13 protein-coding genes are annotated in these 12,468 nt (G+C 42.8%); 6 read left to right on the top strand and 7 right to left on the bottom strand.

Annotation, left to right across the window (positions count from 1 at the left end):
* Positions 1-158: 158 nt before the first annotated feature.
* Positions 159-374 (bottom strand): gas vesicle structural protein GvpA, encoded by a 216-nt coding sequence (gene gvpA, locus AM228_RS27660; protein WP_054470142.1) that lies wholly within the window; start codon positions 372-374, stop codon positions 159-161.
* A 356-nt stretch (positions 375-730) separates the two neighbouring features.
* Between gvpA and AM228_RS33785 the strand changes: the two genes are divergently transcribed.
* The 4 genes from AM228_RS33785 to AM228_RS27645 all read left to right on the top strand — a co-directional run bounded on the left by AM228_RS33785 (position 731) and on the right by AM228_RS27645 (position 2,877).
* Positions 731-886: a hypothetical protein gene (locus AM228_RS33785; protein WP_156332117.1), complete on the top strand. Its 156-nt coding sequence runs from the start codon at positions 731-733 to the stop codon at positions 884-886.
* Between the two features lie 637 nt (positions 887-1,523).
* Positions 1,524-1,742, top strand: a complete 219-nt coding sequence (gene sipA / locus AM228_RS27655) for a regulatory protein SipA (RefSeq protein ID WP_054470140.1) — start codon at positions 1,524-1,526, stop codon at positions 1,740-1,742.
* Positions 1,743-1,903: 161 nt separating this feature from the next.
* Complete coding sequence (locus tag AM228_RS27650) at positions 1,904-2,554, top strand: alpha/beta hydrolase (RefSeq protein WP_054470138.1); 651 nt, start codon at positions 1,904-1,906, stop codon at positions 2,552-2,554.
* A gap of 110 nt (positions 2,555-2,664) precedes the next feature.
* Complete coding sequence (locus tag AM228_RS27645; RefSeq protein WP_054470136.1) at positions 2,665-2,877, top strand: DUF2555 domain-containing protein; 213 nt, start codon at positions 2,665-2,667, stop codon at positions 2,875-2,877.
* A gap of 310 nt (positions 2,878-3,187) precedes the next feature.
* On the opposite strand, the gene AM228_RS27640 is transcribed toward AM228_RS27645, so the two are convergent.
* The gene (locus tag AM228_RS27640) at positions 3,188-3,802 is read right to left on the bottom strand and encodes a 4Fe-4S single cluster domain-containing protein (RefSeq protein WP_054470135.1); all 615 of its coding nucleotides are present in this window, start codon (positions 3,800-3,802) and stop codon (positions 3,188-3,190) included.
* 82 nt (positions 3,803-3,884) lie between these two features.
* Between AM228_RS27640 and AM228_RS27635 the strand changes: the two genes are divergently transcribed.
* Positions 3,885-4,586 (top strand): transaldolase family protein, encoded by a 702-nt coding sequence (locus tag AM228_RS27635; protein WP_082349188.1) that lies wholly within the window; start codon positions 3,885-3,887, stop codon positions 4,584-4,586.
* Positions 4,587-4,676: 90 nt separating this feature from the next.
* Here AM228_RS27635 and AM228_RS27630 read toward each other — a convergent pair whose 3' ends face one another.
* The 4 genes from AM228_RS27630 to AM228_RS27615 form a co-directional block, all read right to left on the bottom strand.
* Positions 4,677-5,717 (bottom strand): hypothetical protein, encoded by a 1,041-nt coding sequence (locus tag AM228_RS27630; RefSeq protein WP_054470133.1) that lies wholly within the window; start codon positions 5,715-5,717, stop codon positions 4,677-4,679.
* 243 nt (positions 5,718-5,960) lie between these two features.
* Positions 5,961-7,052 (bottom strand): hypothetical protein, encoded by a 1,092-nt coding sequence (locus tag AM228_RS27625; protein WP_054470131.1) that lies wholly within the window; start codon positions 7,050-7,052, stop codon positions 5,961-5,963.
* A 349-nt stretch (positions 7,053-7,401) separates the two neighbouring features.
* Positions 7,402-7,608 (bottom strand): hypothetical protein, encoded by a 207-nt coding sequence (locus AM228_RS27620; RefSeq protein ID WP_054470129.1) that lies wholly within the window; start codon positions 7,606-7,608, stop codon positions 7,402-7,404.
* Between the two features lie 611 nt (positions 7,609-8,219).
* Entirely contained in the window at positions 8,220-8,900 is a 681-nt protein-coding gene (locus tag AM228_RS27615) for a hypothetical protein (protein WP_054470128.1), read from the bottom strand.
* A 337-nt stretch (positions 8,901-9,237) separates the two neighbouring features.
* On the opposite strand from AM228_RS27615, the gene AM228_RS27610 reads away from it, so the two are divergent.
* Positions 9,238-10,827: a glycoside hydrolase family 57 protein gene (locus AM228_RS27610; protein ID WP_054470126.1), complete on the top strand. Its 1,590-nt coding sequence runs from the start codon at positions 9,238-9,240 to the stop codon at positions 10,825-10,827.
* Positions 10,828-11,097: 270 nt separating this feature from the next.
* Here AM228_RS27610 and AM228_RS27605 read toward each other — a convergent pair whose 3' ends face one another.
* Positions 11,098-11,808: an actin-binding WH2 domain-containing protein gene (locus AM228_RS27605; RefSeq protein WP_156332116.1), complete on the bottom strand. Its 711-nt coding sequence runs from the start codon at positions 11,806-11,808 to the stop codon at positions 11,098-11,100.
* Between the last annotated feature and the right edge of the window lie 660 nt (positions 11,809-12,468).

The raw sequence follows: 12,468 nt of genomic DNA, 5'->3' as shown, positions 1-12,468 counted from the left end.
TGGGGGTTAGACAGTAGAAATAACTGCTTTTCTTTTCTCCCCCGTGGGAGGAATTTTTCCCATTCCCAAAGTCAGGCAATTAAAGAAAAGCAGATACCGCTCAAAAATTTAAAAATTCCTCAGTCGCAAGACTGAAGAATCTATGATTATGTAAGTTCTTAGGCAGGAACCGCAGCCGATTGAGTCAGACCAACGGCTTCAGCATATTTCAGGTAGGTTTCAACAGAAGCGATCACGACTCGGGCTTCAACAGCCAGTAATTCAATTCCGACCAGAGAGACGCGAGCCCAAGCATCAATAACGATCCCTTTGTCAAGAATCCGGTCAATAACTTCAGCCAAGCTAGAAGAAGAATTAGTTTTTTCGACAGCCATGGTAATACACCTTTTTGTTTGTCTCATTGTTGATGCTGATTTCATGGAGGAGCTAGAAATGTATTAGTTTTTTTCTGGCTGCCTTCATTGTTTCAGCCTCCAAACAATATCATCCGTTCTTTGATGTGTCAATACCTGATGCCCGTTTTTTTTGTTAACAATTGTTAAGAACTTGTAAGAAGTGGGTGTTTCTGATACATTTACGCGACATCCTGTTTTCCGGCTATTCCCGGAAACGGACAATGCTGGCAATATCACCTTTGAACCTGATAGAGGCGGTATCCCGCAAAGCTGGTAGTGCAGGCACCCCCGATCAGATCCAAGAAAAAGGATGAACATTAAAAGAAAACATAGCGATGATTGCTGTTGCTACCTCGTCCCAACTCCTCGATCGCAGGCGACAGACTGGTCGATTCAAGCACCTCAGCCGTAAGGCCGATTCTCTGGATCAAGTTCTTGGGTTTCACCAGAGTGGTATTCAGTCATTGCTGAGGCGGCAAGGAACGCAATAATATCCCCAAAAGCGGCGAAAGCCTCATCCGAGCCCCGTTGATTCTCAATTTCCTCCAGAATAATTGACGCGATCGCATCGGACTCATTTTCAGGTAACGTTTGTAACAGAGCGTTGTAAAATCATAGGATGGTATAAATCGAGGCGAATAAATCTTTCTTGTGAGGCCAGCCGATGATTTATCCCGAATGCCAGTCAAAAAATCTTAATAAATATGGTCATAAAAGAAAAAAAACAAAACTATCGATTCAACGATTTTTGGCTCAGTTTATTGAATATTCCTCGTACAGGGGATATTAAGAAAGCGTTATAAAACACTATATTCTACTTTTATTGGGGATTTTTATCTATTCCACATCAATGGGGATATATTATATCAATTACGCTATCTTCAATATTGTTGTACAAAAATAAGTTATTTTCATGGATTAGATAGATCGTGTAAAGGGTATCAAGTAGAAAAATTTCTGGTTGCTTGTTATTATAGAAACAACTTTCAGATAAAGAATATTCCCAAGAGTGACAAAGAAAAATTAGTTATTGGCCAAAAAATTGGTGATATATTATCATATAATATATCATTATTACAAAAAATCAAGCATCAAACAAACACCAAGAAAACTGGGAGCCAAGAATCAATGTCTCAAGAGATTGCTGTCGGCAAAAAAGTCAAAGTAGTAGGACTACCCCCCTATATTAAAACAGCGGAACCCATCCCAATGCTGCGGCCTCCTAATGTAATTCGCATAGGGGAAGAAGGCATCGTCATTGAACAAAAAGCGATAAATTCTTGGGCGGTTCGGTTTGAGAAAGCGGCGTTTTTAATTGATAGTCAATATATTGAATTAGTGGACTAGACAATCAACCCGGAACCAACCGGGTTTCTGAGACACAAGTGATATGGGGATGGTTGGCGGTGGGGGTCTATGGGATTGCCAAAAAAATCACCAAGAAAGCCCAAGCCAATGTCAAAGGATTACAATTTAGGCAGCAATTTTGATTTTATGGAGTAAATCTGGTGTCATTACAAGCAAACATCATTCCTCCCGCAAACGGTCAAGACCCCCAAGGCGCAATCGTCTTATTGCACGGTTGGGGTGCGAATTTACACGATTTAGCCCCCCTCGGACTGGCATTAAACTTACCGGAGTACCAATTTATTTTTCCTGATGCCCCATTCCCCCATCACACGGTCCCCGGTGGTCAAATGTGGTACGACTTAGAAAGTGAGAATTATTTTGGGTTAGCGGAAAGTCGGCAAATGCTCATAGACTGGCTGAAATCCCTAGAAAGTCAAACGGGTGTGCCACTTTCTCGGACGATTTTAAGCGGATTTTCCCAAGGGGGGGCGATGATCCTGGATGTGGGAGTGAGAATTCCTGTCGCGGGTTTAGTCTCCATGAGTGGTTATTTGCACGCCGCCCCGGAACCTGTGGGCGATCGCCTGCCACCGATGTTAATCATGCACGGCAGCAACGATCCGGTTGTGCCATTGCAGGCAGCCCGTCAAGCCCGAGAAATGTACCTGATGTTAGGGGCATCGGTAAAATACCATGAATTTGAGATGAGCCATGAAATTTGCCCACAAGAGATTACCCTGATGCGTAATTTTATTCACCAAGTAATCTCCCCCAAACCCACCGTTGAACAAAGCGTAGATAAATCTTGACTTTTAAACCTTGACTCTTAAATCTTGACTCTTTGGTTTGTTACTTAGCAGGTTGCGATACAATTAAAGATGCATCCGTAGGCAGGTGCTATTCACGAGAGGGGCGAACTATGGTAAATTCGACAATTTCCACAGACGATCTTGCAGCAGTGACAGAAGATCAGGTAAAAAGTCTCGCTGCACGTCTCGATCTAGATGAGTATGACAATGCTTTTGATGGCTTAAATGACTGGCATCTACTCAGGGCGATCGCATTCCATCGACCTGAACTCGTAGAACCTTACATTTACCTTCTGGATCTAGAAGCCTACGACGAAGCATAATCTCAGCCAAACCCAAAGGTGAAGAAGTATTAATTGGCTTGTTATTTGAATTTCGGATCGCGAAGCGTGCCGGAGGCATTTGTTTGATCTTTCCAGCCAATCAACCCTAGGAAAAGGGATCCTGTTTTCTAATTTTTTTATCAAAAAATTACTAAATCGTCATTCAATTTCCGACTTATTGATCCTGATTGGTGAAAAGTTATGCCAGAAATTTCGCGGTATCGGGTCAGAAAATACTTCTTCATCTTTGATTTTTTTAGCCCACGATTTTAGCCCACGGGTTAAACCTGATCGCCACTCAGCGATATGCCTAGGTTTTGCCGGAAGCCACATCGATTGCCTGGCGAAAATGTTGGGAAAAATTATGGGGAGGAATGCCCACCATTAAGGCAGCATCATGGCGCAGATGAATTTCCACATTTCGGGGGCGATCGCGAAATAAATCCACTTCGGGTAAATGTCGGTCTGTGAGAAAATGTACCACTTGATTCGCCGAACCGCGCCACCCTTGATTATCATTCAATTCTGCCATATATTGCCCATCAATCAAGACATCCAACTGGAGCAAAAACCGCTGAATATTTCGGTCATATTTCGCCAATAGCTGCTCTAAAGTAAAGCCAGTAAAACAGATAATTGATAAATCTTTCTGTTGGCGCAATTCGGTTAATAATTCGCTTAAACCCGCAGCCTGTAACATCGGTTCTCCCCCAGAAATCGTCACCCCTTCAGTGCCAGGAACCGATAAAATAGTCTGGGCTAAAATCGTGGGTTCTACCAAGTGCGCCTGTATCTGGGGAATCCATTCTGGAGAAATACAATCGCCACAGTTAAAACAACAACCTTGAACCCAAAGAGCAAACCGTTGTCCGGGTCCCAAGGTGCGGGTGACTGGACAAATTTCTGCGAGATTTAATAAAGTCATTGTCAAGTTATTGTAAACTCATTATAAAGTTATTACCCCATAATTGATATTCTATTTTAGAATTAATACAGGAGAAAAAATAATGGCCATTTATCTGGATTCGGCGATCGCCTCTGAAGCGGAAATCGCCCGCAGGATGGGTTGGGTCAAGGGCATCACCACCAATCCTACCTTATTAGCAAAAAGCCAACAACCCCCAGAAACAACCCTAATTCAATTAGCCAGCTTAACCCCTGGGCCAGTATTTTATCAGGTGACGGCGATGGATTATGAGGGGATGATCGCCGAAGGACAAGCAGCTTATGAAATCATTGGCAACCAAACAATTTTGAAAATTCCGGCGACTCCCGTAGGCTTTGAAGTGGTGGCATCTTTATCTTGGGAAATTACCTGTTCGGTCACGGCAATTTATCATCCCATTCAAGCGGCGATCGCCTCAGAAGCGGGGGCAAAAATCGCGATCGCTTATGTTAACCGGGCAACTCGGTTATTAGGAGATGGCATTGCCCTAGTCCGAGATATGGCTGCAATTCTCAAAGGTACAGATACAGAAATTTTAGCCGCCAGTATTAAATCCCCAGAAGAAGCTGCCTTAGCCTTGCAAGCGGGGGCGGATCATTTAACCCTACCCTTGGCCATGTTACAGGCGATCGCCACCCACGATCTCTCAGAAAAAACCGTCGCCGAATTTAATCAAAATGGCATTGGCTTAAAAACATTAGAACTTGCCCCAGATATCAATACGGATATGGATCTGGATATGGATATGGATATGGATATTTAGTTTTATGACGGGGCAACTTCTTCGGGAAATGCCCCGTCAGTGATTAAAGCCTAAATCGTCAGCCCTGAAAGCAGACCAATTAATTGCCAGTTAATTTCCTGAACCAATTAAATAAATTAAAATATGCTGAATCACTAAATAAATCGCCAAAACATTAAAACCTAGGGCTAGAAAAAAGGCAAAAAACCCAAATAAATTTAAAGTCACTTCATAATTGCCTGGATTAATCCGGCGGCGTCTTTCAATAGCCACTGCCTGAAAGAGTTGACTATTGCTTAAGTGTTGACCGTAATTTTTATCTTGAAAAAATAGCTTAATCAATGGATACTTTTTCGGATGGACAATCAGGCCATTAGGAGCGATCGACACTTGATCCACTTGTTCTAACATAAACACAAAAGACTTCTTAGCTTCTCGGAAAAAATCAGGAAATAAAAAACAGGCTAAATATTTATCTGTCAGCAATAAGGCGGCTAATTCTCCCCGATATCGCACCGCGATCGCCTCTAGAATTTCTGACGGAGACTGGACTAAAGTTAAAGTTGATTTAGCCAGTTTAGGAATCGCATAATAATATGAAAGACTCAAATAACCTTCACGGGGAAATCGGCCAATTTCCCGCAGTCGTTGCTCGCATTCTTCTTCCAGAGATAAAGGTTCTTGATTCACCGATTCAACGATTTTTTCCAGACGAGGTTTTCGCGAATCTGAGCGGGAAGGTTGGCGAGCGACGGGTTTTGACTTGTAAGAATTATTTGAAGTTTTCTGAGAAACACCGCTAAATAGACGCGGTTTTTTTGGGGCAATAGTTTCTGAAGTTGAGGCGATCGCCCCTGGATTGCTTAAATCAAAAGTTTGACGCCAACTGGGACTGGCATTGCTAAACTTTTTGCCAGAAACAACTAAAGACGTAATCGAATCAGCCTTTAAACTCAGGGCTCCTTGATAAATAAAGTTAGCCATAATTTGTTGTTTAGGCAGTAACTCCGCTTCTAGAATCACCTCTAAACAGCCATTTTTTACCGTAGCCGTAGCCGTAATTCCATTGGGTTGCAAAGATTGGTTAATCAGTTGCGCGATCGCCCTGGCATTTCCTTTTTTAGCCAGTTCTAGCAAATTAGATGGTGTCATTGAATCCTAATTTCATCGAAGCCTATATATCACTACATATTAACCTTCTCCAACAGAAAATGCCGATTTTTTTGTGAATTTTTCTCTCACTAAATACAGCCTAAATTTAATTCAATAAACTTGGGTCAGGACTTACGCAGTTCAAAACTAATCTCAGAGGCTTTGCTCCGAAAAAATCAAGAATAACATCTAGATCGTAAGTCCTGACTAACCATAAACTAAGCCCCGGAAAACCTCATAATTTTACTGGCGAGTAATTTCTGCCATATGTTTGGCAAAATCTCGATATTTTGTATATTTAGGGATTCTGTCTTGAGCGATACTATAGTTGGAATGATCTGCTGGCACTTCTTTCATTAACACCAAAGCCTCATTCCAGAGGGTAGCAATTTTTTCCCACTCTTCGCTACCGCTGGCCACTTGAGTCATTTCCCAAGCTTGATTCGCCTTATTGACCGCTTGATAAAATTGCACAGAAATTGTTGCCGAACCACTGGCAGAATTCGCTCCATTTGTTACCGTTGACTGTGGGGATTGCCCCTGAGTAGAGGTGTTCTGTGGGGCTGTAGCACTGGCAACTGGAGTCGGGCTGCCGCCTGGAGTCGGTTTAGGAGCGTTGGTGGCCTCCGGTGGTTGTGTAGTCTTCGTTTCGCTGGCCTTGGATGCGTCCGCTGGCTTTTCCGGAGATGCCGGAGTAGAAGGCACGCTCGTCGGTTGAGAATCGGTGGTTTCTTTTTCCGCCTGAAAACCAGGCCACAAAAAGTAAGCAGCGGCTCCTCCACCTAGGAATAACAACAATACCACCGCCAAAATCAACAGGTTCTTTTTAGAGAATTTCTTCGAGGATTTCTGGTTTTGTTTACTGCTATCCCCTTCTAGGGCATAGTCATCATCATCATCATCTGCCATTGAACGCTGATCGAGGAAATCATTGTCTTCAATGGGCATATCATCGTCATCCACCAAGGGCAAATCATTGTCACCATCATGGTCATCATTCTCACCATCAGCAACAATGGGTCCGGGTGGATGCTCTAGATCGATCTGCTGTTGCCAAGCAGTGCGACCGCCGATTTGGCGTCCGCCTATTTTAACCTTCGGATTAATATTCGCAATACCTAAATTGGCAAGTCCTTGATGAATGAAGGGAACGAGGGTATCCTGATCTGGAACCATTTCTGATTCAATCAAGAGAAGTAGATTTCCCTGCTTCAAAGTGGCTTTAGCGGTAATCCCTTGGGGTTGGAAAAAGTGATTGAGTACGGCGGCGATCGCCTTCTCGTCACCTTGTTTGGCGCGTTCTTTGAGATCAGTTGGTGCTTTAGATAAAGGCATAGGGCAGTACGGATTATTGGATTAATTCTACTGTTAAGACTACCCATATTAAACGGTTTTATGGTAAGGAGTTCTTAACCAAAGTTTTAATTCTCGTCTGGGAAAAAACCAGTCTTACTTAACAACAGCGAAAAAGATAATTTTGACTCAGATGACTGATACCCGGTCTAAAACCACCGGATTGGGCTTAACGATCCATCCGAAAAATCTTACGAGATTTGTCAGACGTTCTCTAGCATTTATCCCTTGGCTAAATGGCAAAGCTTAAATTTTTCCGTTTACCGTCAACCGGCAAAAACCAAAACAATCTCATGTCACCTGCCACCCCCTGATTAAAAAAGACCTAGAGCTAGTCTACGACCCTCAATAATCCTTGGCGAAGCCCATCAAATACTCGATCGATTTGACTTTGCTCTTCAGGGGATAAAGAATCCTTAGATAACAGAGTCGCCATAAAAATTTGTTGATCCGCACGAGTAATTCTATGGGTGGTAAAAATGCGAGTAACGATTTGATTGATACTAGAATCTGACGGGTTTGGGATTTGACTTGGCATAGAACTGAATCAGCCTAATGACTAGAGTTTACTGTTTATGTTCAGTAAAGGGATCGGGCTTGCTTGTTTAAAACGGGGGAATGATCGGGCAACGGGGATGAATGTATCAGCCATTGACTCTGACAAATCATATTTTCTGATAATCACTTATACATTTTAGCCCAGGATTGAAGCTGAGTTAAAGATGAATCAGAAATTTTCCCAACAAAGCCCTGATACCTCAGCTTTGGCAGTGGTTGAATCCGCTTGATTTTTGATGTTTTGGCCAGATTCGACTCCAGAGATCGCATCGGCTACCGAGAGATTTCTCTAAGGCACTGAAATCACCACCAGATGCTTATAGGAACGAAGGGGAAAGAATCCTCCCTAGACAATTGAGTTAATTGAATAACAGAAATCAGGTTGTTTCCCATTGTTTTCCAAAAGCGATTCTCGCAAGGGATCCGCTGCGCGGCATCGCTCACACCACTGAGAAAATCCGTGGACAATGAATCTGAGCATCTGATGGATTCGCGAATCACTGAGCAAGACAACATCAAAAATCGCTTCACCTTTCAACATCAACCAAATCAACGGATGTTGATTTCACTCATAAATATGCCAAATATGCTTTAATTCGGTGCGGCTAAAATGCCCTTAGCCCGATTATCCAGGGTACGAGCTAAATTGGCAATTGGTCTTTGAGGGGTTTGTCCCTCAAGATACAGCAAAAACACAAAAGCACCAATGGCATCGCGACGAAAAGCCACGATATCCAAATTGGCCGGAACTCCTTCCATATTTAATTTCAGATTAACCCCGGCCACCGCTTCCCCAATATTCTCCAGTCTTAACGGAGTTTGTTGGAGAATTTGTGTAGCCCCCATCCCTTCTGTGATCATCCGTTGCAGAGATCCGGGTGAGGCCAAAATTGCCTCAAAGTCATTCTGTTCCTGGGGACTTTGTAGGGGGGTGGTCATTCCCAGCAGCATCTCAAAATTATTCGGTTCTATAAAAGCAAAGACACTGGCTATGGACAAGCCTTCTTGAGTTAGTTCCCGTCTAAGCTGGTTCAATTCATCAGCGGGCATTCCTTGAAATCCTGAAGGCAGGTCTTGGGCGCGGATCACCAATTGAGACCAGTCTCGGCCTTGATTCCGTGGTTGCGTCCTTTGAGACGGCACATTTTGAGCCAGTATTTGAGCCTCAATCGGGCGATCGGTTTCCGCTTGACTGGGAGTCCCCCCGATCCATATCCCAGTAAACAGACAAATAACAACAAACAAGTTTTTTGGATGCATATTTGGATGCATATATTTTTGCTCCTTTGATTTCGTGGGTGTTATGTAGGCGTTATTTTGTAAGCGTTTCTGAATTCATTATGAGACGATTTGGGGATCAACAGGTGCCATTGCCCTGGACAAATACCTAACTATTCATCGGCAAAGATGAGGTTAGGGTGCCAACCCGGATTGACTCAAGGGAAAAACGCCGATATCTCCAGGCCAGGAATTGTCTCGACCAGATATTAAGACTCTCGCCTAAGTCCTGACGATGAATGCAGCATTATTTTTAAGTTTAGAATCTTAAAATACTGTAAAATTTTCACAAACCGATAAGATTGGTTTTATCTTCTACGGAAAAATCACTATGGCTATTGGCTACGTTGCCTTGGTTCTCCATGCCCATTTACCTTTTGTCCGACACCCAGAAAGTGACTATGTTCTAGAAGAAGAATGGCTCTATGAAGCCATTACCGAGACATATATCCCTTTACTGCGAGTATTTGAAGGACTCAGGAACGATGGGATTGATTTTAAAATCACGATGAGCATGACTCCGCCGTTAGTCTCCATGCTCCGGGATCCCTTACTACAAGAACGCTATGACGAACATTTATCTAAGCTCGAAGAACTGATCGAGCTAGAAATTGAACACAATCAACATAATGGCCACATCCGTTACCTCGCCGAACATTATGCCAGCGAGTTTAACGCAACTCGCGAGATATGGGAGCGTTATAGCGGAGATTTAGTAACGGCATTTAAACAATTCCAAGACAGCAATAACTTAGAAATTATCACCTGCGGGGCGACTCATGGCTATTTGCCATTGATGAAAATGTATCCCCAAGCTGTCTGGGCTCAATTACAAGTAGCGTGCCAGCATTATGAGGAAAACTTTGGTCGTCCCCCCAAAGGCATATGGCTACCAGAATGTGCTTATTATGAAGGCTTGGAGCGGATGCTGGCAGATGTGGGTTTACGCTATTTCCTGACTGATGGCCACGGGATTTTGTACGGTCGGCCTCGGCCTCGGTTTGGCACTTATTCGCCAATTTTCACGGAAACAGGGGTGGCGGCTTTCGGTCGAGACCATGAGTCTTCACAACAGGTTTGGTCTTCTGAGGTGGGCTATCCTGGTGCGGCGGAATATCGAGAGTTTTACAAAGACTTGGGCTGGGAAGCGGAATATGAGTATATTAAGCCCTACATTATGCCCAATGGACAGCGCAAGAATATTGGGATTAAATATCACAAGATTACCGGGCGCGGTTTGGGTTTAGGGGATAAACAACTCTACGATCCCTACTGGGCTAGAGAAAAAGCTGCCGAACACGCCGGGAACTTTATGTTCAACCGGGAAAGACAGGTGGATCATCTTTATAATCTGATGCAGCGTCCGCCAATTGTGGTGTCTCCTTACGATGCTGAGTTATTTGGCCACTGGTGGTATGAAGGCCCCTGGTTTATTGATTATTTATTCCGCAAGTCTTGGTATGACCAAGGGACTTATGAGATGACTCATTTGGCGGATTATCTGCGGACTCACAAAACTCACCAGGTTTGCCGTCCGTCCCAGTCCAGTTGGGGTTACAAGGGATATCACGAGTATTGGCTTAATGATACGAATGCTTGGATTTATTCCCATTTGCACAAGGGTGCGGAACGGATGATTTCGTTGAGCCTTCGCGAGGCGGCTGACGAGTTGGAAGAAAAAGCTCTGAACCAAGCGGCACGGGAGTTGTTGCTGGCGCAGTCTTCGGACTGGGCATTTATTATGCGGACTGGGACGATGGTTCCCTATGCGGTGCGGCGCACCCGATCGCATTTGATGCGGTTAAATAAAATCTATGATGATGTAAATAGCGGAAAAATAGATTCCGGTTGGCTGGAAAAAGTCGAGGCGATCGACAATATTTTCCCCAGTATTAACTATCGAGTGTATCGACCTCTATAATTGATATTTTGCAGGGATTGATTTTAGATTTTAGAGGGTTAATTTCATCTAAAATCTAAAATCTTTTCCAGCCAATCAAGAGTGAAAGAAAATTCATGTCCTCAAAATGGGTCTGCCCGCTTTCGGTGGAACCCGTTTTTTTATCAGAGCTATTCATTTGGTGCTGGCTATTCGGGGCGATACCGCGCAGCGGATCCCGAAGCTTGCCCCCGCGAATGCGGGGGGTTCGCCCAACAAAGCCAAGAAACATTCTTCAGGACTGCTCCTACTTTATTGAAAACCGAAAATTTCACCCAGAGCCCGCAAAATATCTAGATAAAAATTGCCCCCCATTTCTCTAAATAACTCAAAATGCATTCCTGGATTGCCAAAAAAAGGTCGGAGTGTCCAACCGAGTTGACAGCCCACTAATCCATACAGAATCAACCACAATTGCAAAATTTTCTCGCGGGTTTCTTGCCCTACCAATTCGTTTTCTGAGAAGGCTTGCATTGCTTCATAGAAAAATTTAATCCCCAAAAATCCGGTTAGACTAAATATGATTACATTCAACAATTTAAAAAATTGATAGTTATTGGTAGTCGTCGTCATAAATAACAAGGTGATGGGCGCAAAGCTAAATAATAAGACGCTAATCACCGCCATTGCTGATAATAACAGAGCGACATATTGCCCAAACGGTTTTCTGGAGCCAAAAAAGACATTAAAAAAGTATAATGTGGGTAAACAAATCATTAATGTCATTAAGTACAAAGCTGGCAGTTTCACCATTGAGGCTAAAGCTTGTTGCCAACTGCTAGAAGCGCCAATAATTCCGCCATAAATGGCAAAAAATATGGAGCTACAAATGAGCAAGGCGTTAATTTTTTGGTAAAGTTGTACGTTTTGGGAAATTTCTTGGAGAAAGTTTTGCCGGTCTTGCAATAGCCAAATTAAAACAGAAAAGTATTTTCCGGCTGCAAATTGCTGTTTTTGCATCATAGGGCTCCTGGTGGGTAAAAAAAACGAATGGTTGATGTGGCGCGATCGCTGATTAACCCGCCACATCAACCATTATAGTGAATGCATATACTGAATATTGAAAGAATTAGCCAGATTTTGTTAAATTTTCCTAAAATTATGGTGATTTGTTAATTGATATTTGCAGAAGTGTTGAATTGGTACTGATGAATTACCTAAAAGTGGTTATGGCCTTGATTGACCAAAATTAACGAACAGTCCTCCAGGATATCCGGTTAATAGATTAATCCCAGTAATTTGACGGTGACTTGGTGAAATCCTTGATTCCCTAGTAATTTACTGGTTAAAGCAACAATATTTCAATCTAAATAGAATCTAAATAAAATAGTTGTAACTCATTGGCATGAGATTTATTTACATTGATGAAACCCAATTTAAAATCCTGCTTTTTGCCCAAATATGCCAAACTAAATTTCTGCCTAACGGGATATTAATTTTGAGAGTAATCACCGAGATGTATTTTGAATATTTTTATTATAGAATCACCATTTTTGGCGTTTTATGCGATAAATAAAGGTTGAACGCACGATAAATTCACTTTTATAGCAATCCTAAATCAATTGGGAAATAAGCCCTCACCCCTCTCCCCTCTCCCAAAACTAATCTTGTAGGGGTTTTGAT

This window comes from Planktothricoides sp. SR001 (assembly GCF_001276715.1).
Lineage (GTDB): Bacteria > Cyanobacteriota > Cyanobacteriia > Cyanobacteriales > Laspinemataceae > Planktothricoides > Planktothricoides raciborskii.
This window is presented reverse-complemented; position numbering and strand designations above follow the sequence as displayed.